Raw genomic sequence first — 23,831 nt, 5'->3', positions numbered from 1 at the left:
CGCTGCGACGTCGCAGGGCCGGGCGCTGCTGCCATCGCCTGTCGCGCGGGACCCGGATGCTGACCACGATCAAGCTCGGCGAGCCATCCCATGCCCCTTCCCAATCGCGTCAGACCCGATGGCACGCTCTTCGCCGATCCGGCGCGTGGCACCTTCTACGGCAATCGCGGCGGCCGCTTTCATGACCCTTCGGCGCAAGAGGTCCCCACCCGAATGCAGGCGACGCGCCAGTGGCTCTGCTGCGTCCTCTCGTTCAAGGGCCGCAAACGCAAGGTCTGGGACCGCGGCTATACCGAGCTGTTCTTCTGCGACGAGGTGACCGCGCTCGCCGCCGGTCACCGCCCTTGCATGGAATGCCGGCGCCAGGACGCGCTCGCCTATCGCGATGCGCTGGTGCGGGGCCTTGGGCTTCCCGAGACACCGCTCTTTCCCGAGATCGACCGCATCCTCGATACTGATCGCCGTGACGGCCGGCTGAAACGCACGCACCGGCTGGCCGCTGAACAGCTGCCGGATGGCGCGATGCTGCTCGCAGACGGCGGAACAGCATTCCTGGCGCTGCGTGGCACCTCCGCCTTGCTCTGGTCGCCCGGTGGCTATGTCGAGCAACGGAGACGCCCGACGGGCACCGTGACCGTGCTCACGCCTCCCGCCACGCTCGCGGCGCTGGAACACGGCTATCGCCCGCAATGGCATCCAACCGCGGAGGCTTTCAGATAGGTCTGACAGCCCGCGGACAGGAACATTACCCCTTCGAACAGCGTTGCCGCAGCAGCATCGATCCAACGAGGGGCTGCATATGCGTTCCATCATTCTGTGGCTTGTAGGCGTTCCGATTCCGATCATCATCCTGCTGTGGTTTTTCATGAAGTAGCGTGCGATTGCGTTGCGTAACCGAAGGCCGGGCCGCGCCCGGCCTTTTCGTTTGGGTACGCTTCCCGCCATGAACTGACAGGCGATCATGCTTTCCCGACATGACCCCGCCATCGTAACCACGCAACGGCTCCCCTATATGCCGCCCATGTCAGACACGACCTCGCCGATCATCTCGGTCTCCAGCCTCTCGAAGACCTACGCCTCCGGCTTCAGCGCACTGAAATCCGTCGACCTCGCCATCAGGCGCGGCGAGATCTTCGCCCTGCTCGGCCCCAACGGCGCCGGCAAGACGACGCTGATCAGCATCATCTGCGGGCTCGTCCGGCCGAGTACCGGAACAGTTACCGCCGATGGTCACGACATCCTCAGGGACTATCGCGCCGCTCGCGCGGCCATCGGCCTCGTGCCGCAGGAGCTGACGACCGATGCCTTCGAGACGGTGTGGTCGACCGTGAATTTCAGCCGCGGCCTCTTCGGCAAGCCGCGCGATCCCACCCTGATCGAGCGCATCCTGAAAGACCTCTCGCTCTGGGAGAAAAAGGACAGCCAGATCCGCATGCTCTCCGGCGGCATGAAGCGACGCGTCATGATCGCCAAGGCACTCTCGCACGAGCCACGCATCCTCTTCCTCGACGAGCCGACCGCCGGCGTCGATGTCGAGCTGCGGCAGGACATGTGGCGGATGGTGCGGCGGCTGCGCGACGAGGGCGTCACCATCATCCTGACCACCCACTATATCGAGGAGGCCGAGGAGATGGCCGACCGCGTCGGCGTCATCTCCAAGGGCGAGATCATCCTGGTCGAGGAAAAGGCCGAGCTGATGCGCAAGCTCGGCAAGAAGCAGCTTTCGCTCCAGCTTCAGCAGCCGATCGCGGCCGTGCCGGAGGCGCTGGCGAGCTTCGACCTCAAGCTGTCGGCGGCCGGCGACGAGATCGTCTACACCTACGACACCCAGGCCGAGCGCACCGGCATCACCACCTTGCTGCAAGGCCTGGCCGAGGCCGGCATCCGCTTCCGCGACCTCAGCACCAGCCAGAGCTCGCTGGAGGACATCTTCGTCAGCCTGGTCAAGGAGCGCCGCTGATGACCGGCCTGAACCTGCACGCCATCGCCGCGATCTACCGCTTCGAGATGGCTCGGACCTGGCGCACCCCGCTCCAGAGCATCGTCTCGCCCGTGCTTTCGACCTCGCTCTATTTCATCGTCTTCGGCGGCGCGATCGGCTCGCGCATGCAATCGGTCGAAGGCGTACCTTATGGCGCCTTTATCGTGCCCGGCCTGATCATGCTCTCGCTCCTGACGCAGAGCATCGCCAACGCCTCCTTCGCGATCTATTTCCCGAAATTCACCGGCACGATCTACGAATTGCTCTCCGCCCCCGTCGCCTGGTGGGAGGCGGTGATCGCCTATGTCGGCGCCGCCGCGACCAAGTCGATCCTGCTCGGCCTGATCATCCTGGCGACGGCCGCCTTCTTCGTGCCACTGCGGATCGAGCACCCCGTGATGATGCTGTTCTTCCTCGTGCTGACGGCGACGACCTTCAGCCTGTTCGGCTTCATCATTGGCATCTGGGCCGACGGCTTCGAGAAATTGCAGGTCATCCCGCTGCTGATCGTCACCCCGCTCGCCTTTCTCGGCGGCTCCTTCTACTCGATCTCGATGCTGCCGCCCTTCTGGCAGACCGTGACGCTGTTCAACCCCGTCGTCTACCTCATCAGCGGCTTCCGCTGGAGCTTCTACGGGCTCGCCGATGTCAGCCTGGGCGTCAGCCTCGGCATGACGCTGTTCTTCCTTGCCGCCTGCATCGCCACCGTCGGCTGGATCTTCAAGACGGGGTATCGGCTAAAGAACTGAGCCCCCCTGTCATTCCGGGGCGGCCCGCAGGGCCGAACCCGGAACCCACGACCGGGTGATACCTCTTGGTTCTCCGTTGAACCGACCGATCGAAAACAGCAAATGCTCACCCGGTCGTGGGTTCCGGGTTCTTCGCTGGCGCGAAGCCCCGGAATGACAAGCGGGACAGCGTCAACCAATTGACTTCCGCCCCCCTTCCGTCTTGATGCGCGCCATGACCGATCTTTCGACCCTCGAAGCGTCCGCGGCCTCCGCCGCGCCGCATGCGCGCCGGCGCACCTTCGCCATCATCTCGCACCCGGACGCGGGCAAGACGACGCTGACCGAGAAGCTGCTCTATTTCGGCGGCGCCATTCAGCTCGCCGGCGAAGTCCGCGCCAAGCAGGGCCGTCGCCAGACCTCCTCGGACTGGATGAAGATCGAGCGCCAGCGCGGCATCTCGGTCGTCACCTCGGTGATGACCTTCGAATATGGCGGCCACGTCTTCAACCTGCTGGACACGCCCGGCCACGAGGACTTCTCGGAAGACACCTACCGGACGCTGACCGCGGTCGACGCCGCCGTCATGGTGATCGACGCCGCCAAGGGTATCGAGGACCGCACCAAGAAGCTGTTCGAGGTCTGCCGTCTCCGGGACATCCCGATCGTCACCTTCATCAACAAGGTCGACCGCGAGACGCGCGATCCCTTCGACCTGATCAACGAGATCGAGACGACGCTGGCGCTCGACGTGGCGCCGATGACCTGGCCGGTCGGCCGGGGCCGCGAATTCGTCGGCACCTACGATCTCAAGGCCAACACCTTCCGCCGCAACCAGAAGGGTGACGAGCGCGCCGAGGACCGCCAGGTCTCCGGCTGGGACGATCCGCTCTTCGACGAATTGCTGCCGCACGGCGCCGCCGAGACCTGGCGCGAGGAGGTCTTCCTCGCGGCCGAAGGCCTGAAGCCCTTCGATCTCCAGGCCTTCCGCGAGGGCCATCTGACCCCGCTCTATTTCGGCGCGGCCTTGCGCGACTATGGCGTGCGCGACCTGATCGATGCGCTGGGTCGCTATGCCCCGAGCCCGCGCGCGCAACCTTCCGACAAGCGCCTGATCGAGGCGGACGAGCCGAAGATGACCGGCTTCGTCTTCAAGATTCAGGCGAACATGGACCCGAACCACCGCGACCGCATCGCCTTCATGCGCATCTGCTCGGGCAAGCTCTCCCGCGGCATGAAGGCCAAGCTCGTTCGCACCGGCAAGCCGATGCCGCTCAACGCGCCGCAATTCTTCTTCGCCCGCGACCGCTCGATCGCCGAGGAAGCCTTCGCCGGCGACATCGTCGGCCTGCCGAACCATGGCACTTTGCGCATCGGCGACACGCTGACCGAGGGCGAAGACATCGTCTTCAAGGGCGTGCCGAGCTTCGCCCCGGAAATCCTGCGCCGCGTCAAGCTCAAGGATGCGATGAAGGCCAAGAAGCTGCGCGAGGCCCTGCAGCAGATGGCCGAGGAAGGCGTCGTCCAGCTCTTCCTGCCGCATGACGGCGCGCCCGCCATCGTCGGCGTCGTCGGCGCCCTCCAGCTCGACGTGCTCAAGGAGCGCATGGACGTCGAATACTCGCTCCCCGTCGATTTCGAGCCCTGCCAGTTCGCAATCGCCCGCTGGGTCTCGTCGGACGACAAGGCGGCGCTGGAGAAATTCGTCGGCCTCAAGCCATCGGCCATGGCGGACGATCTCGACGGCGACCCAGTCTTCATGGCGTCCAGCCAGTTCACGCTGAAATACGATGCCGAGCGCGCGCCCGACATCACCTTCTCGGACGTGAAGGACTACCAGAAGGTCACGAAGGGCTGATCGGCAGCCGTGACCTGAAAGCCACAGCCAGCGGCAGCCGCCCCCGCGGTTGATCCGGATCAATTCGCATCGCTCGAAACAGGCGCTGATGGAGCCATGGGCTGGAGCTGCCGACAGGTAGCCCGGCTTACCACTCCAGGGGCTGCCTCCATGACGTTTCGTTCGACCATACTTTCCCTCGCCGCCGCGCTGCTCGGCGCCACCGCCTTGACCGGCGCGCAGGCCGCCGACCTGCCTTCGACCAAGGTGGCCCCGATTGCGCCTGTCATGACGCAGTGGAGCCCGTGGATGATCCGCGGCCGCGCGCTGTTCGTCATCCCGCAGGAAAAGGCCAGCCTGAACATCGGCGGCGCGCCGATCGTCGGCGGCAAGGTCGACATCTCCAACTCGGTCGTGCCCGAGCTCGACATCACCTATTTCTTCACGAAGAACATCGCAGCCGAGCTGATCCTCGGCGTCACCCCGCATAACGTGAAGGGCGCGGGCAGCCTTGCCGGCGCCCGCATCGGCTCGGCCTGGCTGCTGCCGCCGACCCTGATGCTGCAGTACCACTTCACCGATCTCGGCGCGTTCAAGCCCTATGTCGGCGCGGGCGTGAACTACACTGTGTTCTTCAACGAGAAGGCCAAGGGCGGCTTCACCGATTTCGACCTGAAGGACTCGTTCGGCTTCGCCCTGCAAGCCGGCTTCGACTACATGATCGACCGGCACTGGGGCTTCAACTTCGACGTCAAGAAGCTCTTCCTGGAGCCGAAGGTGAAAGTGAACAACGGCCTCGTCGCCGGCAAGGTCAAGATCGACCCCTGGCTGATCGCCGCAGGCGTGACCTATCGCTTCTGATTCTCAACCCTCTCGAAATGACGAAGGGAGCGGCTCGCCGCTCCCTTTTGCATGAGAGCGCGGCCTCAGTGTTCGGCAAATCCCAGCGGGATCGCCGAGGTCGATTTCAGCTCCTCCATCGCGAACATCGAGGTCACGTCGCTGAGGTCGATGCGCGAGATCAGCTTCTTGTAGAGCGCGTCATAGGCCGCGATGTCGGAGACGCAGGCCTTGAGCAGGTAGTCGATCTCACCACTCATCCGGTAGAAATCGACGATCTCCGGCAGGTCCTGCACGGCGGCATGGAAGCGCTCCAGCCATTCCATCGAGTGCCGCGCCGTTCTGACCGCGATGAAGACGGTGACGCCGGCCTTGAGTTTCTCGCGGTCGAGCAGGGCGACGCGGCGCTTGATATAGCCGCCCTCCTCCAGCTTCTGCACCCGCCGCCAGCAAGGCGAAGACGACAGCCCCACCGCCTCGGCGAGTTCCGCCAGCGGCAGGCTCGCATCCTCCTGCAATCGCGCCAGGATGCGCAGGTCGAATGCGTCGAGCTTCGCCATCACACTACACCGAATCCAGAATCGGATTGCTTCCCAAAGAAGGAAGGTGAGAAATAATTCCACCTATAATCACATGAAGGGCATCAGATTCCAACCGGGGATGAAAATTCTCCAACTCCGCAAACTGCTGCCCTCAAGCGCGCCCTATCATCGCCGCAGTGATCGAGAGGGGAATGGCATGCAGGGTTTTCTCAGCGAGGAACGGCGTGGGGCCGTGTTGCGCAACCTGCGGACCGATGCGGGCACGCTGACGCGCGACTACCTGACCGCCGCCCGCGAGGTGCTGCAGGAGCTTGTCGCCATGCCCGACCTGATCCAGCGCCTGCCGCTGGAGCGCAAGGCCGGCAGCTACCGCCGCAACCTGCTCGCCGGCAACGAGGCCGTCAGCGTCTGGGCGATCGTCTGGAGTGAAGGCTCGGCCACCTCGATCCACGACCACCATTGTTCCTGCTGTTTCGGCGTGGTCTCCGGCACCGTCACCGAGACCTGGTATCGCGCCATCGACGCCGACCGCGCCGTCCAGACCGAGGAGCAGGAGCGCAAGCCGGGCTACGTCGCCTGCATGCTGCCCTCGGGCCCGAATATCCATCGCATGCGCAATTTCGGGCCGGGCGAAGCGATCTCGATCCACATCTACGGCTTCGACCACGAGGTCCACGCTTCCTCGATCGAGACCGAGTACACCGCCGTCAGCGGCTGATCTCCCCCGCCGGAAACTTTATCCCCGGCCACGCGGCAGCGGCGATGATGCCCTCCTTCTCGGGAGGGCATTTTCATGTCGATGTGCGCCGTCGGAAACTGGATCGGCCTCGACCATGCCCCCGAGCCGGGCCTGGCTGTCAACCGCGAGCGCCTGCTGCGCCTCGCGCCCTCGGCCAATGCGACGATCATCGCCGGCCTCGCCGAGCGCTTCGATGAACTGGCTGGTGACCACGACATCACGACGCCGCGGCGCATCTGCCATTTCCTGGCGCAGGCGGCTCATGAGACCGACGGCTTCCGCACGCTGGAGGAGTATGGCGGTCCCGCCTATTTCATCCGCTACGAGGGCCGGCGCGATCTCGGCAACACCCAGGCCGGCGACGGCATCCGCTATCACGGGCGCGGCATCTTCCAGCTGACCGGGCGCGCGAACTACCGCCGCTTCGGCCAGCTGCTCGGCATCGACCTGGAAACCGAGCCCGAGCAGGCGAAGGAGCCCGAAATCTCGCTGCGCGTCGCCTTCGCCTACTGGGGCGAGCGCGCCATCAATACCGCGGCCGATGCCGACGACAGCGAGCGCGTGACCAAGCTGATCAATGGCGGCCGCAACGGCCTCTCGGAACGGGTGCGCTATCTCGCGAAGGCGAAAGCGATCTGGTTCTGACAAGGCCTGCGCACCCGCATGGGCATGCGCACCGAAGGTTCTGCGCGGCTCTTCCCGAAAAGTTCCATGAGATGCGGGAATGTTCGCTGCATGCCGCAAGCAGACGCATCGCCTTGCGAGACGCACAGCAGCGCCTCATCATCGCATGATGACGACGCCTGCCGACATCAGCACTGATCTCCGCCCGCCGCTCTGGGCGGCGCTCGCCATCGCGATCCTGCCGGTGGTCGCCGCCTCGATCGCCGGCAGCGCTGTTACCGTCCCGCAGATTCCGACCTGGTATGCCGGCCTCGCCAAGCCACCCTTCAATCCACCGAACTGGATCTTCGCACCGGTCTGGACCACGCTCTTCGCGCTCATGGCGCTTGGCGCCTTCCGCATTCTGCGCCGGCCCGTCGGCACGCCCGGCCGCCGGCGCGCGCTGCTGGTCTATCACCTGCAGCTTCTGTTCAATATCGGCTGGTCCTTCGCCTTCTTCGGCGCCAACAGCCCGCTGGCGGGCCTCGCGGTCATCCTGCCGCTGTTGGCCCTGATCGTGGCAACGATCGTGGCCTTCCGGCCGCTGGACCGGCTGGCCTCCAACCTGTTCTGGCCCTATCTCGCCTGGGTCGGCTTCGCGACGCTGCTCAACGCCTCGATCTGGTGGCTGAACCGCTAGGGTTTGCGCTCACCCGATCGAACCCTCGATCACCTTCAGCACGGTCGCGCGCAACTCGGCGATGGTGAAGGGTTTCGCCATCACCTCGGCGACGATCGATTCCAGGCTCTTCGCCCGCTCGCGCTGCTCGGCATAGCCGGTCATCAGCATGATCGTCAGCTCCGGGAACTGCTGCTTGGCGGCGAGCGCCAACGCGATCCCATCCATCAGCGGCATGCGGATATCGGTCAGGAGCAGATCGAAGCGGCCTTGCTCCGCGACCAGGATATCGAGCGCCTCGGCGCCGTCCGACGCCATGAGGCAGCTATGTCCGTCGAGGCCGAGGCCGCGCGCGACCAGCAGGCGCAGCGGCTCCTCGTCATCGACGACCAGAATACGCGACATGGCGGCTCCTCAGATCCCCGGCAACCCAGCCTGATCATCGGTCTCGATCACGCCGACGAAAGGCAGTTGCCGATAGGAATGCGCGACGTCCATGCCGTAGCCGACCACGAAATAATCCGGGCATTCGAAGCCGACATAATCCGCCTGGATATTGACCGCCCGCTTGTGCGGCTTCTCCAGCAGCACGGCGGTCGACACCTTGCCGGCCCCGCGCGCTGCCAGAAGGTCCTTGGCGAAGGCCAGCGTCCGGCCGGATTCGAGGATGTCATCGACCAGCAGCACGTCGCGGCCGCGCACTTCGCTCTGCACGTCGCGCAGGATTTCGACCTGGCCGGAGGAAACCGTGCCCTGGAGATAGCTCGACAGGTGGATGAACTCGACCTGGGGCGCGAGCCCGACGCGGTGCATCGCCCGGATCAGGTCGGCGGCGAACATGAAACTGCCCTTCAGGACGGCGACGACGAGCAGGTCCTTCGGGTTGCTGGCCGCGATGGCCTGCGCCATCTCCTCGTTGCGCCGCGCGATCGCCGCTTCGTCGTAGAGAACCCTGATGCGCCGTTCCGGCATGATGACTCCGTTTCGATGTCCGGCCGCAACCGGCCCCGCGTGGCGCCGCTGCGCCGGGGACCCGATGAGGCAATGATGCGTGACCACCGACCGGCTGCTGGTTCCGGTCGGTCGGCAGGCCTCTGTCCTAGCAGCCTCAATGCTTGCTGGCGAGATTGGCCGCCGGTTCGGCGGAGGTGAAGCGCACCCGCACCGACTGCCCTTGCTCCGGCGGAGAGGCCAGTCGCGCCCGAAAGCGGACGAGCTCCGCCGGTTCCAGATTCGCGCGCGGTGGCTCGGTGGTCCAGGTGTAGAGTGTCGCGCCGCCGGCATCCTTGACCGCAACCTCGATCAACGGCACGGCCGCCTTGCTCTTGCTGATATTGGTGACATCGCCCTCGACCACGAGGAAGCGGTGCTGGCCGTCCTCGACCAGGCCACTCTCGATCGAACCGAGGCTGAGGCCGCGGACATTCACGGGCATGCCGATCTTCTCGAACACACCGGCAAGCTGCGGCGCAGCGCGGACGGCCGCTTGGCGCTGCCAGACGACGATGCCGAGCAGGGCAAGGCCCGCAAGCGCTGCCGCGATCGGCCGTCCCGCTCCGCCCTGACGCAGGAAGGCGCTCGACACCCTGCCCGGCTTGGCTGAACGCTTGGCCCGGCGCCTCGACACGGCAGCCACCGGCGCCTCGACGATCGGAGGCTCCTCAGAAATATCCTGCGCGCCAGCCTCGGCGGTCAGCGCGGTGATCTCGGCATCGATGGCAGCGGCGCGCTCCAGCTCTTCGGCGAGCAGCGCCTGGGTTTCCGCTTCGCTCGGCGGCTCGGGGAAGGCGCTCGGCGCGACATGCCAGGACGTCTTGCAGCCGGCGCATCGCACCTTGCGCCCTTCCGGCCCCAGTTTGGCCGCGTCGAGTTCATACTGGCTCGCGCAGGATGGGCAGACGATCAGCATGGCTGCGAGCCAACTCCTTCGGTGCGATTGCCGCAAGCGCTTCGGCGCATCGGCAGGGAGCCGCATGACGGCAGCCGTTGCGCGCGCCTCCATTGGCGCGATTTATGGTTAACGCCCCGTGAAGAATCTCTGGCGCAGATTGGTCGCATCACGATCTTTCCGCAGGCATCGGCTTGCAGTGTAGGATCGAAGGCGGATTCGCAAGATCGGGTGAGCGAGGAAGACCGTTTGGTTCGGTTCGAGAATGTCGGCCTGCGTTACGGCATGGGTCCGGAGGTGCTGAAAGACATCAACTTCAGCATCCAGCCGCGCTCGTTCCAGTATCTGACGGGCCCCTCCGGCGCCGGCAAGACGACGCTGATGCGCCTCATCCTGATGGCGCTGAAGCCGACGCGCGGACTGGTCAACCTGTTCGGCCAGGACGTCTCGCGCCTCGAGCCGGATACGCTGACCGCCTTCCGCCGCCGCATGGGCGTCGTCTTCCAGGATTTCCGCCTGCTCGACCATCTCACCGTCTACGAGAACGTCGCGCTGCCGCTGCGTGTCCTCGGCAAGGAGGAAGCGAGCTACCGCGCCGAGGTCGTGGAATTGCTGCGCTGGGTCGGGCTCGGCGAGCGCATGCATGCCGTGCCGCCGGTGCTCTCCGGCGGCGAGAAGCAGCGCGCGGCCATTGCCCGCGCCCTGATCAGCCGGCCCGAGCTCCTGCTCGCCGACGAGCCGACGGGCAATGTCGATCCCGGCCTTGGCCGGCGCCTGCTGCGCCTGTTCATGGAGCTGCAGGCGCTCGGCACCGCCGTCGTCATCGCGACCCACGACCTCAACCTGATGGATATCTACGACGCACCGCGTCTCGTGCTGGCCGACGGACACCTTCATGTCGACGCCTGAGGCCAGCGACAGGGAGCCCGAACGGCGGCCGCGCGGTCTGCCTGCCAATCTCCGGCGGGACCAGCCGCTCGTACCCGTAGACACTGTCGCCGGTCGTGCGCTGATGGCCGTGATCGCGATCCTGACCTTCCTCGCCGCGCTCAGCGCCGGCGCAGCGGTCCTCGCCGCGCGCGCTTCCGATCAATGGCGCGGCGCCATCTCGAACGAGATGACGATCCAGGTCCGGCCCGATTCGCATCGCAAGATCGATGACGACGTGGCGCGCGCCGTCATGCTGGCGAGCGGGTTGAAGGAGGTCGAGAGCGTCCGCGCCGTGCCGAAGGCCGAATCGGACAAGCTGCTCGAACCCTGGCTCGGCACGGGGCTGGACCTCGTCGAATTGCCGGTCCCGCGCCTCATCGTGCTGAAGCTGAGGACGGACGCCCCCTCCGACCTCGCGGGCTTCGGCGCGACGCTGCGCCGCGAGATACCGACCGCGACCCTCGACGACCATCGGCTCTGGGTCCGGCGCCTCTCCGCCATGGCGGGCACCATCATCGCCTCCGGCTTCGCGATCGTGCTGCTGGTCCTCACGGCGGCGGCGCTGGCCGTCGCCTTCGCCACCCGCGGGGCCATGGCCGGCAGCCGCGACAGCGTCGAGGTGCTGCATTTCGTCGGAGCGAACGACGATTTCATCGCGCGCGAGTTCCAGAGCCGCTTCATCCGGCTCGGCCTCCGTGGCGGCCTGTTCGGCGGCCTTGCCGCGATCGCGACGATCGGCATGCTCGGCTTCCTCGCCTCGCGCTGGAGCGCCACGCCGGAAGCCGAGCAATTGCAGGCCCTGTTCGGCGCCTTCGAGATCGGCTGGACCGGCTATGGCGCCGTCATCCTCGTCGCTCTGGTCGTCGCCGTCATCGCCGGCCTGGTCTCGCGCTTCACCGTGCGGCGGCATCTGAGGATGCTGTCATGAGCCTCCCCCTGACCGGACGGCGTCAACCAGGCCTTAACGCGTGCGGCAGTGTCGGACGCGAGCCTGCCGCCGTTATGCCCGATTGGCGCGCTAGGACGGCGGCGCTATGGCCATGATCGGCAGCACAGACGACCATCTCACGATGGCCCAGCCCAATTCCGCACCCCGGAGCGGCAAGCCGGCCCGGCCGGCCTCGCTGCGCCGCATCTTCGGGTTTGCGGCCGTCGCCATCGCCGGCACCGGAATTCTGCTCCTCGGGATCGGCTATGCCCGTTTCGCCGGCATGATCGACGCGCGCGAACCGGCGGACACGCCACGCACCGATGCGATCGTCGTCGCCACCGGCGGCGCCCAGCGCGTCGGCGACGCCATGGGCCTGCTCGGGGCGGAGCGCGGGCGACGGCTCCTGATCAGCGGCGTCAACGAGAAGACCGGCCGCGAGGAACTCGCCAAGCTGAATCCGGCCTCGCGTGACCTGCTCGCCTGCTGCGTCGATCTCGACTATCGCGCCCGCAACACCATCGGCAACGCGATCGAGACCCGCCGCTGGGTCCGCCGCCACGGCTTCCGCTCGCTGCTCGTGGTGACCTCGAACTATCATATGCCGCGCACGCTCGCCGAATTCGCGCATGCGATGCCAGACGTCCGGCTTGTCGCCCACCCGGTGGTGACCGAACACATCGACACGTCCGGCTGGTGGAACCGCTGGTCGGTCATCAAGGTGCTCGCGCCGGAATATGCGAAATATCTCGTCGCGCGCCTGCGCGGCCTCGTCGAGAGCGATCCGGAGACCTCGCGCCTTTCGGTCATCATCGGCGGCCGCAAGCCGGTTTCGCCGAAGCCCGCCGATGTGCTCGGCCCCGCGGCCGAAAAGCCCACGCGCCTCCTGGGCCAGCATCGCCACGAGGGTTGATGACGAAAAGGCACGCTTGACCGGGACGGCATCTCGGGCTCATTGCGCTGCATGCTCGTCCTGCGCTCCCTCGCCTTCAATGTCCTGTTCTATGCCAATCTCATCCTCTGGCTGATCTTCGGTGTTCTGCCCACGCTCGTTCTACCGAAGCGGATGCTGCTGGCGGTCGCGATTGGCTGGTCGCACTCCTCGCTCTGGCTGATGCGCGTCGTCGCCGGCACGCGCTGCGAGATCACCGGCATCGAGAACATTCCCCAGGGCGGCCTGATGGTCGGCGCCAAGCACCAGTCCTTCCTGGAGACCTTCGCGCTGGTCACCGTCTTCCGGAACCCGGTCTTCATCCTGAAGCGCGAATTGACCTGGATCCCGGTCTTCGGCTGGGCCCTGACGAAGATGCGGATGATTCCGGTCAATCGCGGCGCCCGGGCCCGCGCCCTGTCCGACGTCACGCGCCGCGCCAAGGTCGAGCTCGGCCAGAACGGCCGCCAGCTCCTGATCTTCCCGGAAGGCACCCGCCGCGCGCCCGGCGCCGAGCCCGCCTACAAGTTCGGCGCCGCCCATCTCTATGCCGAGCTCGGCGTGCCCTGCGTTCCGGTCGCCCTGAACACCGGGCTTTACTGGCCGCGCCGCAAGTTCCTGCGTCGCCCCGGCACCGTCCGCATCGAGATCCTGCCCCCGATCGAGCCCGGCCTCGACAAGGCGTCGTTCCAGCGACTTCTGCAGGAACGCGTCGAGACGGCGAGCGACCGGCTCCTGGCGCAAGGCCGCGCCGAACTCGCCGCGCGCGGGATGGACCCGCTCGCGAACTCCTGACAAACCCTGACAGCAGCAGAGCGGGAAAGCGCCGGCCTCGTCGCTGACGGCGCTTGACTTATCCTCAGATCGTTCCCATTTTGTTCCTATCACAGGAGGAACGGATATGGCCGCTCTCGCCTATCGCTACACCCCCGATCTCTTCGATGAGGCCCCAGTCGCCCGCGAAATGCCGTTGCGCAGCACCGCCGCGCTCAACGAACGTCGCTTCACCGCCTGGCGCGGCCGCTCCGGCCGGCGCTATGTCGCCTCGGTCTTCGCCGTCGACGACACGCATGCGTTGAGCTTCACCGATGCGGTCCTGCTCGCGGTCTCCGCCGATCGGCGCGTGATCGCCGCCCGCGATTCCGGCCCCTTCGGCATCGAGGCCGCGCTCGGTCGCTGGCAGCGTTCGATCATCGCCGCTGGCGCCTGCGAGATCCATGTCCATCTGCTCGCCGAGGACGGGATGAGCCGCCGCGCCGCCCTGCTCGACCTGATGCCGGAGGCCAGCCCGGAGGGTTGAGCTATCCTGCCAATGGCGGATGGGGCGCACCAAGTCCCGGCGCCAATTGCTGTGCGAGTTCCGCCAGCACGGGATCGAATATCCCCATCTTGCGCAGATGCTCATGCGTCTGCAGCACATAGTCCGGGTTCTCACCGGATTGGCCCCTGCCCTCCCGCACGAGCTTGAGCAGCTGCGCCGAGGGCAGCTTGCCAGCATATTGCAGGTGTTTGCGGTCGGCGACATAGACGATGCCGCGCACCTGCCGGCCATCCTCCAGCTTCAGCGCGACATGGCGTTCCAGATAGACCGCCGTCGCCTGCTCGCGCGCCCGAAGATAGTCGACCGTCTCCTGCGCCTGCCCGGCCGCGACGCGGAAGGCGAGGCCGCGGCAGACCCCGCCGCGATCCAGCCCCAGCACCAATCCCGGCCGCTCCGGCGTGCCGCGATGGACATGCGAGAACACGCAGAGCGAGCGGTGGTAGCCGTGGAGGCGCGCCTGCACGCTCTCCTCGAAGGCGAAGCCCGGCCGCCAGATCAGCGAGCCATAGCCGAAGACCCAGAGATCGGTCGCGCCGAATGCGGTCGTCATCCTCGTCCCATAATTTAGCCGCGCCGGCCTGCTTGCTTGAGCATCAGACCGAAAAGCGGTACCCGCCTTTCGAGCAAATCCAGTGCCACGACAATGCGATAGACCGCCCGCGAGAGCGACCCGGGCGATCTAGCGATCCGCCCGCCCCTGCGCAAGGAATGCCTGCCGCATGACCGATCCCCTTCCGACGCGCCGCCGCAGCCGCTTCTGGCTCTACGGGCCCTTCATGCTGCTCGTCGTCCTCGCCGCCGCCTGGTCCGCCTTCTGGTTCTATGCGCGCGGCCGCATCGCCACCGAAATCGACGTCGCGCTGGCCCGCGAAGTCGAGCGCGGCCGCACCTGGACCTGCACCGACCGCAGCATCGGTGGCTTCCCCTTCCGCATCGAACTGCGCTGCAACGCGCTGAGCCTGACTTCGACGCGCTGGGGCGATACGGTGCGCGTCCAGACGGGCCCCGCCGTCGTGGTCGGCCAGGTCTATTCGCCCGGCCTCGTCATCCTTGAGGCATTGAGCCCGGCGAAAGTCACCCTGCCGGAAGGCCGCGTGCTCGACCTGACCTGGAAGAATCTCGACGCCAGCTTCGCCTGGCGCAGCCCCGAGCGCTTCGCGCTTGTCGCCAGCGAGCCGCGCGGCGTGCTGACCACGCCCGGCATCACCACCGAGAACTGGGGCGCCGCGACGCTCGAGGCGCATTTGCGCCGCAACCCGACACGCCCCGCCACCGAACAGGCCGTCGACATCGCGATTGCAGCCAAGGGAACGATCCTGCCGCCGGTCGACGCCCTGCTCGGCAACACCGATGCCGGCGAGATCGACATGCAGGCGACGCTGACCCAGGCCGAGAACTTCCGCAAGGGCTTCAATCCCGATGCCCTGGAAAGCTGGCGCGGCGCCAACGGCACCTTCGAATTGACCCGCCTCGTCTCGACCAAGGGCAAGGCCCGCGTCGATGGCAGCGGGCAGTTGCTGCTCGACTCGCTGCACCGCGTCGCCGGCGATCTCCAGCTCGCCGCAGCCGGCATCGAGCAGATCGGCGGCCTGCGCATCGGCAACCTCCTGGGCGGCCTCGGCGGCTTCCTCGGCGGACGCGGCAGCAACACCGCCGCGGCGCCCGGCCTCACCACCCTGCCGCCGGTCTCGCTGCGCGAGGGCCGGGTCTTCATCGGCCCGTTCCGCCTGCCGCTCCAGCCGCTGCCGCCGCTGTACTGACAGACAAAAAAGGGGCGCCTCACGGCGCCCCTTGAACTGTGTTGGAACCCGAAATCCGTCAGGCCGCCGGCAGCGCCGCACGCGGCGCCTCGATGCGGGTGATCGCCTTCTTCACGGCTTCCTGCACCTTCTCGAAGGCACGGACCTCGATCTGGCGTACGCGCTCACGCGACACGCCGAACTCCTCGGAGAGCTGCTCCAGGGTGATCGGATCCTCGGCCAGGCGGCGCGCCTCGAAAATGCGCCGCTCGCGCGGATTGAGCACCTCCAGCGCCTCGCGCAGCGCCGAGTGGCGGTTGTCGGCCTCCTCGGAATCGGCGAGCCGGCGCTCCTGGCTTTCCGAATCGTCGACCAGCCAGTCCTGCCACTCGCCCTCGCCATCCTCGCGCAGCGGCGTGTTGAGCGAAGCATCGCCGCCGAGGCGGCGGTTCATGTCGACCACGTCCTGCTCGTTGACGCCGAGCTTGGTCGCGATCTGCTGAACCTGGTCGGGACGCAGGTCCCCCTCGCCCAGCGCCGAGATCTTGCTCTTGGCCTTGCGCAGGTTGAAGAACAGCTTCTTCTGGTTCGCGGTGGTGCCCATCTTCACCAGCGACCACGAGCGCAGGATGTATTCCTGGATCGAGGCCTTGATCCACCACATCGCATAGGTGGCGAGGCGGAAGCCCTTCTCGGGCTCGAAGCGCTTCACCGCCTGCATCAGGCCGACATTGCCCTCCGACACGACTTCGCCGATCGGCAGGCCGTAGCCGCGATAGCCCATGGCGATCTTGGCGACGAGGCGCAGATGCGAGGTCACGAGCTTGTGCGCCGCATCGCGGTCGCCATGCTCGCGCCAGCGCTTGGCCAGCATGTATTCCTGGCTCGGTTCCAGCATCGGGAACTTGCGGATTTCATCGAGATAACGTGACAGCCCGCCTTCGGCGGACAGGACGGGCAGCGAAGCACTCGCCATGCTCGTTCTCCTTATCGAGGCCCCCGCTTGGCGGCAGGCCCTCCGCGCGATCAACCTTCGCGCAGGCTTCGGATCCGGCAAAGCGGTCCAACGCAGGAACCTGTCATCGGTTCGGTCGGAACGCTCGCTTGCGGCGCCCCCTTGGCCATCCGCATCCGAACAACTCCAGTATATGCGAACTCACTCTGGCGGAAAGGTGGCAAAATCGCCCGGTTCGCTCACAGCCGTGCGAGTGCGGCTTGCAGATTCGCAAAATCCTCCGGCGGCTCGGACTCGAACAGCATCTCCTCACCACTGGCTGGATGCTCGAATCCGAGGATCGCCGCATGCAGGGCCTGCCGGCCGAGCGCGGCCAGCGCGGCTTGCGCATCGGCGGGCAGGCGGACCGCCTTGGTGGCGAAACCCGAGCCATAGAGCTGATCGCCCAGCAGGGGGTGGCCGATATGGCTCATATGCACGCGGATCTGGTGCGTGCGCCCCGTCTCCAGCCGGCATTCGATCAGGCTCGCCAGCGGCTCGGTCTCGTCCAACCCCTTCAGCAAGGGCGGATAGCGTTCGAGCAACTCGATATGGGTGATCGCCTCGCGCCCGCGCCCTTCCTTCACCACGGTCATCTTCTCGCGGTTGCGGGTCGAGCGCTCGATCGGTGCGTCGATCGTGCCCTCGCGCAGGCGCGGCACGCCCCAGGCAATGGCGAGATAGGCACGCTGCAATGGCCCGGTGCGGCCATGGTCGGCGAACTGCTTGGCGAGCTTCTGATGCGCCCGGTCGTTCTTGGCGACGACCAGGAGGCCACTGGTATCCTTGTCGAGCCGGTGCACGATGCCCGGGCGCCGGACGCCGCCGATGCCGGACAGGCTCTCGCCACAATGCGCGATCAGCGCATTGACCAGCGTTCCGTCCTCATGGCCGCCGGCCGGATGGACGACGAGCCCCGCCGGCTTGTCGATGACGATCAGGTGCTCGTCCTCGTAGACGACATCGAGCGGGATATCCTGTCCGACGGGATCAGCCGGCTTCGCCGCCGGCATGACCAGCGCGATGGTGTCGCCCTCGACCACCTTGCGGCTGCCATCGCTGAAGACGGCGCCGTTGAGGCTGACCCCGCCCTCCTTGATGACCTGCTGCAGGCGTGCGCGCGAAATCTCGCCGGCCAGCAGGACCAGCGCCTTGTCCAGGCGCTGGCCCGCCTGCTCGGGGCCGACCGTCAGGGTCACAGTGGCATTCGGATCGAGAATGGATGTCATCGCGTCGCTATAAGGCGCATGGCCGCCGGCCGCACGCCTTTTCCGCTCAGCCGAACAGCCTGAAGCCGCTCTTCTTCGGCTCCGGCGGTGGTTCCTCCTCCGGCCCCGGATCATCGGGCGCGTGCGAGACCGGGAAGATCACCGGCTTGGGCGACCCAGCCTCGCGCGGAGCGGGCTTGCTCTCAACCAGCTTGGCCTCGGCAGGCTTCGATTCAGCCGGTTTCGCGGGTTCGGCAACCGCTTCCACCGGCTTCGGCTCCTCCTTCTGAACCGGTGGCGCAGCAGGGGCGACCGGCTCCGGCCTCGGCTCCTCCTTCGGCGCGGACGGCGGCGGCGGAGGCGGCGGTGCAACGGCCGCAGGCTCGATCGTCGTGACGCTCTCCGCCTTCGCCTCGATCAGCTTGGTCGAATCGTCGAGATCGGCCAGCACGTCGTCGGCGGCCTGGGCCCGGCTGCCGAGCGTCGCCGGCGGCACGGTCCAGACGAAGGCGTCAAGCCGGCCGGTGATCGGCGAGACCGGCATCCAATGGTCGGAGACCAGCCCGTCCGCCACCCAGGCAGCATCGCGCGGCGCCCGGGTCGCCCGCGCCAGCCATTCGCGCACGCGGCCGGCGGCGCCATGCTCGGCATCCTCGAGCTCGGCCATCAGCAGGCAGGCGCGCACTGAGGCGCCGCCCGCCAGCAAGGGCTTCAGCGTCTCGCGCGCCTTCTGGAATTCGCGGGCCTGGATCGCGGCGCCCGCCAGCACCAGCACGCTTTCCGGATCAGAGGGGCGCAGCTTCGTCAGGGTGACCGCCCGGTTGAGCCGGTCCAGCGCGCTGTCGCCCGGCCGCGCGTCGAGATAGGCGGCAGCGATATCGGGATGGGGCGCATCCTTCCAGGCGGCCTCCAGCAGCTTCGAGGCCTTGCGGACATCGCCGCGCTCGGCGAGCATCCGGCCGGAGAGCGCAGCGGCCGGCGTCAGGGCCGGCGCGAGCTTGACCGCCTCGAGCGCGGCGGCAAGTGCCTTCTCCGGCTCATGCTCGCGTGCCTGCAGCGCCTCGGCCGCCAGCAACACCGCGCGCTGGCGGCGTGCCTCGGCCTTGTCGGCGAGCCTGAGCGCGGCGCGACGCTCGACCGCCGTGCGAGCTGCCTGCCAGTCGCCGGCCTGCGTGTGGAAATCGAGCAGCGCATCATTGGCCCAGGCCAGCGAGGGCGAGCGGCGCACGGCATCATCGGCAAAGGCGCGCGCGGCGGTGACGTCGCCGCGACGCTTGGCCTCGACGAAGAGCCCGCGCAGGCCCAGCACCCGCGTCTCCGATTTCTCCAGCATCGCCTTGAAGGCGGCCTCGGCCTGCGCCCGATCGCCGCTCAGCTGCGCGGTCTGTGCCTCCAGCAGCAGGGTCAGCGGCTCGCCCGGCACGAAGCGGCGCGCCTCGCCGGTGTAGCGCCCGGCGGCAATGGGATCGCCTGCACCAATCGCGACCATGCCGCGCGACACGGCCTCGAAGCCGCGTGCCCGACGCCGCGCCCGCGAGGACAGGCTGAACGCCGAGGGCAAGCCGAAGACGAAGCGCAGCACCGCCCAGGCCAGCAGCACGAGGAAGGCGAGCGCGACGACGCCGATCGCGGCCAGCGCGACGCTGGTCTCGATCCGGTAGCCCTGCCAGAGCACGGAGACCTCGCCCGGCCGGTCGGCAAGCCAGACAGCGCCGAAGGCAAGGCAGGCGAAGACGGCGAGGTAGACGAGAACGCGAACCATGGACCTCTCAACCCTCCGTCAACCGGCCACGCCGAGCGCCGCAACCGCATCCTGCGCGATTTTGGCGATCGCCGCATCCGCCGCGGCACGTTTCTGCAAATCGGCGCCGAATTCCGCACTGGCACGGCGTGCCGGCTCCGGCAACTGGCCCCACAGGCCCGCAGCCTTGACGATATCACCGGCAGCGATCGCGCTTTCCAGCCGGATCGGCAGCGTCGCCGGATCGGTCGAGCCGCTGTCGCCGACCGGGCGGACCGTGACGACGCGGCTGGTCAGAGCCAGCAATTTGTCCGTCCAACTGTCGGAAACCGGCATCACCTCACGCTGGAACATCGCGCCATGCTTGCGGAAGCCCGCCTGAAGAGCCTCGCGGGCCGGTGCGCCGGCCGCAGCGACCGCCGTCAGCGCGGCGACATCCGCCTGCGCCACGCCGCTTTTCGTCAGTGCAGCAATATCGCCGGCGAAGGGCCGCCCGCCGGCGAGCGCACGCTGCACCCGCTCCGCCAGCACAATGCGCGCCGCCGCCATCGCTTCCGGACTCGCACCCGATGCCGCCTTCGCCTGCGTCTCGACGTTGCCGAGCCGCCCGGCAATCTGGTCGAGGCGTTGACTGAGGGCCGTTGCCGCAGCTTCAGCTCGCTGCGCCTGGGCGCTGAGGGCGCTCGTATCCGGCGCCTGCGCATTGCCGAGCGACGCGAGCCTCGTCGTCACCGCCTGCAGTTCGGCGCCGGCCTTCGCAGCCGCTTCCGATGCCGCAACCGCCTTGCGATCGGCCGCCGCGGCACTCGCCTGCATGGCCTCCAGCCGGCTGCGCAATTCGGCGATCGCCTCGCCGCCGCCCGAAGGCGCCTGCTTGGAGAGGGCATAGGAGACGAGCCCGCCGCCGATCAGGCCGCCGACGAGACCGGCCGCCGCAACGGCAAGCCACGGCGTGCGGGCCGGCTCTGCGGGCACGACGGGCCCGCGCGCCGGCTCGACGGGAGGCGGGGCGAACTCTTGCGGCAGAGCCTCGGTCGGCGCGAGCTGCGAAGGATCAGCCAACCCGGCAGGCTCGGCCGTAGCCGTCACCGCCTTCAGCTCGACGGTCGGCCGTGTGCGGCGCTGGCTGCCTTGCGGACCCGGCCGTGCCGGATCGGCCAGGCGCTCGCGCGCCGAAACCTGCTCAAGCGCGGCGAGCATGCCGGCCTCCTCGGGGTGCTCCGCGACCAGGACGGTGCTCGCCCCCGTCGCGATCAGCGGCTCCGCCGCGGCGGCCGAGATCACGACATGGGTGAGTTCCAGCGCCTCGTCCGCCACGCCGGCAGCCTGCGCCAGCGCGATGAAGGTCTGCGCCCCGCGCGCCGAATAATGCATGGCGGCGGCATCGCCCTTGCCCTGCCGCAGCGCGGCCTGGGTCTCCGCCGGCAAGGCCGGGAGCGCCTCGGCCGCATAGGCCGTCCAGAGCGCAACATCGTAGCCGGCCTCGCGAAGACGATCCGGCACATCCTCCTTGCGATCGCGCCCGGCGATCATCAGCAGTTTCGCAGGGGCCGGCAGCGTCCGCCGGATCAGCTCGACCAGGTCGTTGCGGTCACCATCGGCGCTGCGCGCATCCTCCAGCCCGGCCTCGCGGATCTTGGTCGCCGTGCGCGCGCCGACCGCGAAGATCGGCAGGTCGCGCCACGCCGCCGGCCCGTCGGCCAGCATCGGCACGGCATTGCCGCTGGTCACCACGATCGCATCGAAATCACCCTCAGGCGCGTCACCGGGCAGGCGGACCACCTCGAAGAGCGGCGCGATCACCGGCTCGAAGCCGTGCTCGGCGATGGCGCGCGCCGTCCGCTCGGCATCGTGGCGGGGACGAAAGACGAAGACGCGCATTCACAACTCCTGACAAAACCGGCGGCGACCGCAGGACGATCCGCGAACCGTGCAGCATTCCGCGATCATGCCGCATTGAGGCGGAACAATGATCCTGCCCATGCCGTCTCCCTTTCCTGCCTCGCCGTCATATCGCCAAGGCGCCTCTTGTGACGCGCCTCTTGGCCTTGCGCCCCCTCGCGCACTATACGAAGGAATTGCCGGCACGGAACCGTCGGGCGCCGTTCCTCGATCCTGATCCCTCATTCCGCGAGACAAGTCGACCGATCATGCGTGTACTGGGGATAGAGACGACCTGCGACGAAACGGCAGCGGCGATCGTCTCCGTCGAGCGTTCCGGCGAAAGCAAGATCCTGTCGAACGAGGTGCTGAGCCAGATTGCCGCACATGCAGCCTATGGCGGCGTGGTGCCGGAAATCGCGGCGCGCGCCCATGTCGAGGCGATCGACCGCATCATCGCCCGCGCCTTCGCCAATGCCGAACTGAAGCCGGACGAGATCGATGCCGTCGCCGCGGCGGCCGGTCCCGGCCTCGTCGGCGGCGTCATGGTCGGCCTCACCGCCGGGAAGGCGATCGCGCTGGCGACCGGCAAACCCTTCATCGCAATCAACCATCTCGAGGCGCACGCGCTGACCGCCCGCCTCACCGACGATCTGGCCTTCCCCTATCTGCTGCTGCTCGTCTCCGGCGGCCATACCCAATTGCTCGCCGTGCGCGGCGTCGGCGACTATCTCAAGCTCGGTGGCACCATCGACGACGCGGTCGGCGAGGCCTTCGACAAGATCGCCAAGATGCTGGCGTTGCCCTATCCCGGCGGTCCCTCGGTCGAACGCGAGGCGGCCAAGGGCGATCCCGAGCGCTTCGACTTCCCCCGCCCTCTGCAGGGCAGGCCGAGCCCGGATTTCTCGCTCTCCGGCCTCAAGACCGCCGTGCGCCTCGTCGCCGAGCGGATCGCACCGCTCTCCGACAACGATGTCGCCGATCTCTGCGCCTCCTTCCAGGCGGCTGTCGTCGACGTGATGGTGGATCGCACCCGCGCCGGCCTGCGCGCCTGCCGCGAAGCCGGCATCACCCCTTCCACGCTCGTCGTTGCCGGCGGCGTCGCCGCCAACCAGGCGATCCGCAGCGGGCTCAATCGTCTCGCCACAGAAGCCGGCCTGCCGATGGTCGCCCCGCCGCTGGCGCTCTGCGGCGACAATGGCGCGATGATCGCCTGGGCCGGTCTCGAACGCCTCAGGCTCGGCCTCGTCGACGACATGAGCGCGGTCGCCCGGCCGCGCTGGCCGCTGGACGAGCTCTCGCCAGCCCCATCGACCGCCGCATGAGTTCTCGTGCTGCCTATCAGAGCGTCGGCGTCATCGGTGCAGGCTCTTATGGAACCGCCCTGGCGCTCGCCGCCGCTCGCGCCGGACGCGATGTGCAACTCTGGGCGCGCGATGCCGCGACGATCGAGGCCATCGCGCAGACGAGGCAGGCGCCGCGCCTCCCCGGCGTCGACCTGCCCGAAAGCATCCGCGCGACCGGCTCCCTCGCTACCCTCGCCGGTTGCGACGCCCTGATCGTCGCCGTACCGACGCAAGCCTTGCGTTCAGCCTGCGAAATCCTGGCCGCGGCCCTGCCGCCGCGCGTGCCGGTGATCTCCGCCGCCAAGGGCATCGAGCAGGCGAGCGGCCGATTCGCGACCGAGATCATCGGGGAAGCCTGGCCGGGTACGACCGCGGCGATCCTCTCCGGGCCGAGCTTCGCCGACGATATCGGGCGCGGACTGCCGACGGCGGTGACGCTCGCGGCCGGCGATCCCGAGCTGGCGCAGGCACTCGCCGAGGCGCTGAGCTCACCGGCCTTCCGCATCTATCACTCCGCCGACACCCGCGGCGTCGAGATCGGCGGCGCGGCCAAGAACGTGCTGGCCATCGCGGCGGGAATCGCGATCGGGCTAGGCTATGGCGAGAGTGCCCGCGCCGCGCTGGTGGCCCGCGGCTTCGCCGAGCTGCGCCGCTTCGGCGAAGCCTATGGCGGCGATGCCGAGACGCTGATGGGATTGTCCGGCCTCGGCGACGTCGTGCTGAGCTGCGCCTCGCCGCAATCGCGCAATTTTTCCTATGGGCTGGCGCTGGGCCAGGGCAGGAGCCCGGCCGAAGCGGCCGGCGGCAAGCTGGCGGAGGGCGCTTTCACCGCCCCGGTCCTCGTCGAGATGGCGCGGGCAAAACAGGTCGAAACCCCGATCGCCGAGGCCGTGGCCGCGATCATCGCCGGCCATGTCGGCGTGCGCGATGCGGTCGCCGCGCTGCTGGCGCGGCCGATCCGGGCGGAGTGAGGGA

25 protein-coding genes are annotated in these 23,831 nt (G+C 67.9%); 16 read left to right on the top strand and 9 right to left on the bottom strand.

Annotated features, from left to right (window positions below):
* Positions 1 to 90: 90 nt before the first annotated feature.
* The 5 genes from AC6RIC_RS06035 (at position 91) to AC6RIC_RS06015 (ending at position 5,407) form a co-directional block, all read left to right on the top strand.
* Entirely contained in the window at positions 91 to 720 is a 630-nt protein-coding gene (locus AC6RIC_RS06035) for a hypothetical protein (protein ID WP_499735499.1), read from the top strand.
* A gap of 292 nt (positions 721 to 1,012) precedes the next feature.
* Entirely contained in the window at positions 1,013 to 1,960 is a 948-nt protein-coding gene (locus AC6RIC_RS06030; protein WP_499735498.1) for an ABC transporter ATP-binding protein, read from the top strand.
* Positions 1,961 to 1,968: 8 nt separating this feature from the next.
* Complete coding sequence (locus AC6RIC_RS06025) at positions 1,969 to 2,730, top strand: ABC transporter permease (protein WP_454658944.1); 762 nt, start codon at positions 1,969 to 1,971, stop codon at positions 2,728 to 2,730.
* A gap of 214 nt (positions 2,731 to 2,944) precedes the next feature.
* Positions 2,945 to 4,567 carry a peptide chain release factor 3 gene (locus tag AC6RIC_RS06020; RefSeq protein ID WP_499735497.1) on the top strand — a complete coding sequence of 541 codons (1,623 nt, stop codon included), beginning with the start codon at positions 2,945 to 2,947 and terminating at the stop codon, positions 4,565 to 4,567.
* Between the two features lie 150 nt (positions 4,568 to 4,717).
* Positions 4,718 to 5,407 carry an OmpW/AlkL family protein gene (locus AC6RIC_RS06015; protein WP_499735496.1) on the top strand — a complete coding sequence of 230 codons (690 nt, stop codon included), beginning with the start codon at positions 4,718 to 4,720 and terminating at the stop codon, positions 5,405 to 5,407.
* A gap of 65 nt (positions 5,408 to 5,472) precedes the next feature.
* Here AC6RIC_RS06015 and AC6RIC_RS06010 read toward each other — a convergent pair whose 3' ends face one another.
* Positions 5,473 to 5,946, bottom strand: a complete 474-nt coding sequence (locus AC6RIC_RS06010) for an Lrp/AsnC family transcriptional regulator (RefSeq protein ID WP_454655493.1) — start codon at positions 5,944 to 5,946, stop codon at positions 5,473 to 5,475.
* 178 nt (positions 5,947 to 6,124) lie between these two features.
* Between AC6RIC_RS06010 and AC6RIC_RS06005 the strand changes: the two genes are divergently transcribed.
* The 3 genes from AC6RIC_RS06005 (at position 6,125) to AC6RIC_RS05995 (ending at position 7,970) form a co-directional block, all read left to right on the top strand.
* Complete coding sequence (locus AC6RIC_RS06005; RefSeq protein WP_454655491.1) at positions 6,125 to 6,646, top strand: cysteine dioxygenase; 522 nt, start codon at positions 6,125 to 6,127, stop codon at positions 6,644 to 6,646.
* 75 nt (positions 6,647 to 6,721) lie between these two features.
* Positions 6,722 to 7,312, top strand: a complete 591-nt coding sequence (locus AC6RIC_RS06000) for a glycoside hydrolase family 19 protein (RefSeq protein ID WP_499735495.1) — start codon at positions 6,722 to 6,724, stop codon at positions 7,310 to 7,312.
* A 145-nt stretch (positions 7,313 to 7,457) separates the two neighbouring features.
* Complete coding sequence (locus AC6RIC_RS05995; RefSeq protein ID WP_454655487.1) at positions 7,458 to 7,970, top strand: TspO/MBR family protein; 513 nt, start codon at positions 7,458 to 7,460, stop codon at positions 7,968 to 7,970.
* Positions 7,971 to 7,979: 9 nt separating this feature from the next.
* On the opposite strand, the gene AC6RIC_RS05990 is transcribed toward AC6RIC_RS05995, so the two are convergent.
* The 3 genes from AC6RIC_RS05990 to AC6RIC_RS05980 form a co-directional block, all read right to left on the bottom strand.
* The gene (locus AC6RIC_RS05990) at positions 7,980 to 8,354 is read right to left on the bottom strand and encodes a response regulator (RefSeq protein WP_454655485.1); all 375 of its coding nucleotides are present in this window, start codon (positions 8,352 to 8,354) and stop codon (positions 7,980 to 7,982) included.
* A gap of 9 nt (positions 8,355 to 8,363) precedes the next feature.
* Positions 8,364 to 8,921: a hypoxanthine phosphoribosyltransferase gene (hpt, locus tag AC6RIC_RS05985; RefSeq protein ID WP_454655483.1), complete on the bottom strand. Its 558-nt coding sequence runs from the start codon at positions 8,919 to 8,921 to the stop codon at positions 8,364 to 8,366.
* A gap of 136 nt (positions 8,922 to 9,057) precedes the next feature.
* On the bottom strand, positions 9,058 to 9,858 hold the full coding sequence (locus AC6RIC_RS05980; RefSeq protein WP_499735494.1) for a zinc-ribbon domain-containing protein: 801 nt from the start codon (positions 9,856 to 9,858) through the stop codon (positions 9,058 to 9,060).
* Between the two features lie 264 nt (positions 9,859 to 10,122).
* Between AC6RIC_RS05980 and ftsE the strand changes: the two genes are divergently transcribed.
* The 5 genes from ftsE to AC6RIC_RS05955 all read left to right on the top strand — a co-directional run bounded on the left by ftsE (position 10,123) and on the right by AC6RIC_RS05955 (position 13,926).
* Positions 10,123 to 10,746 (top strand): cell division ATP-binding protein FtsE, encoded by a 624-nt coding sequence (ftsE, locus tag AC6RIC_RS05975; RefSeq protein WP_499736562.1) that lies wholly within the window; start codon positions 10,123 to 10,125, stop codon positions 10,744 to 10,746.
* On the top strand, positions 10,733 to 11,695 hold the full coding sequence (locus AC6RIC_RS05970; protein WP_499735493.1) for a cell division protein FtsX: 963 nt from the start codon (positions 10,733 to 10,735) through the stop codon (positions 11,693 to 11,695). Before ftsE ends, AC6RIC_RS05970 begins: the two co-directional genes overlap by 14 nt.
* A gap of 112 nt (positions 11,696 to 11,807) precedes the next feature.
* Positions 11,808 to 12,608: a YdcF family protein gene (locus AC6RIC_RS05965; protein WP_499735492.1), complete on the top strand. Its 801-nt coding sequence runs from the start codon at positions 11,808 to 11,810 to the stop codon at positions 12,606 to 12,608.
* Positions 12,609 to 12,659: 51 nt separating this feature from the next.
* The gene (locus AC6RIC_RS05960; RefSeq protein ID WP_499735491.1) at positions 12,660 to 13,421 is read left to right on the top strand and encodes a lysophospholipid acyltransferase family protein; all 762 of its coding nucleotides are present in this window, start codon (positions 12,660 to 12,662) and stop codon (positions 13,419 to 13,421) included.
* 106 nt (positions 13,422 to 13,527) lie between these two features.
* Positions 13,528 to 13,926 (top strand): hypothetical protein, encoded by a 399-nt coding sequence (locus tag AC6RIC_RS05955; protein WP_499735490.1) that lies wholly within the window; start codon positions 13,528 to 13,530, stop codon positions 13,924 to 13,926.
* Between the two features lies 1 nt (position 13,927).
* On the opposite strand, the gene AC6RIC_RS05950 is transcribed toward AC6RIC_RS05955, so the two are convergent.
* A complete protein-coding gene (locus tag AC6RIC_RS05950) occupies positions 13,928 to 14,497 on the bottom strand; it encodes a gamma-glutamylcyclotransferase (RefSeq protein ID WP_454655470.1) in 570 nt (189 codons plus the stop codon).
* Between the two features lie 169 nt (positions 14,498 to 14,666).
* On the opposite strand from AC6RIC_RS05950, the gene AC6RIC_RS05945 reads away from it, so the two are divergent.
* Positions 14,667 to 15,707, top strand: coding sequence for a DUF2125 domain-containing protein (locus AC6RIC_RS05945; protein WP_499735489.1), 1,041 nt, complete (start codon positions 14,667 to 14,669; stop codon positions 15,705 to 15,707).
* Between the two features lie 58 nt (positions 15,708 to 15,765).
* Here AC6RIC_RS05945 and rpoH read toward each other — a convergent pair whose 3' ends face one another.
* The 4 genes from rpoH to AC6RIC_RS05925 form a co-directional block, all read right to left on the bottom strand.
* Positions 15,766 to 16,662, bottom strand: a complete 897-nt coding sequence (rpoH, locus tag AC6RIC_RS05940) for an RNA polymerase sigma factor RpoH (protein ID WP_199088205.1) — start codon at positions 16,660 to 16,662, stop codon at positions 15,766 to 15,768.
* A gap of 218 nt (positions 16,663 to 16,880) precedes the next feature.
* Positions 16,881 to 17,909 carry an RluA family pseudouridine synthase gene (locus tag AC6RIC_RS05935; protein WP_499735488.1) on the bottom strand — a complete coding sequence of 343 codons (1,029 nt, stop codon included), beginning with the start codon at positions 17,907 to 17,909 and terminating at the stop codon, positions 16,881 to 16,883.
* Positions 17,910 to 17,955: 46 nt separating this feature from the next.
* Positions 17,956 to 19,650, bottom strand: coding sequence for a heme biosynthesis protein HemY (locus AC6RIC_RS05930; protein WP_499735487.1), 1,695 nt, complete (start codon positions 19,648 to 19,650; stop codon positions 17,956 to 17,958).
* Positions 19,651 to 19,668: 18 nt separating this feature from the next.
* Positions 19,669 to 21,510, bottom strand: coding sequence for a uroporphyrinogen-III synthase (locus tag AC6RIC_RS05925; RefSeq protein WP_499735486.1), 1,842 nt, complete (start codon positions 21,508 to 21,510; stop codon positions 19,669 to 19,671).
* Between the two features lie 269 nt (positions 21,511 to 21,779).
* On the opposite strand from AC6RIC_RS05925, the gene tsaD reads away from it, so the two are divergent.
* Entirely contained in the window at positions 21,780 to 22,835 is a 1,056-nt protein-coding gene (gene tsaD, locus AC6RIC_RS05920) for a tRNA (adenosine(37)-N6)-threonylcarbamoyltransferase complex transferase subunit TsaD (protein WP_454655459.1), read from the top strand.
* The gene (locus AC6RIC_RS05915; protein ID WP_499735485.1) at positions 22,832 to 23,827 is read left to right on the top strand and encodes an NAD(P)H-dependent glycerol-3-phosphate dehydrogenase; all 996 of its coding nucleotides are present in this window, start codon (positions 22,832 to 22,834) and stop codon (positions 23,825 to 23,827) included. Before tsaD ends, AC6RIC_RS05915 begins: the two co-directional genes overlap by 4 nt.
* The last annotated feature ends 4 nt before the right edge of the window (positions 23,828 to 23,831 follow it).

This window comes from Allobosea sp. TBD101, assembly GCF_059817965.1.
This window is presented reverse-complemented; position numbering and strand designations above follow the sequence as displayed.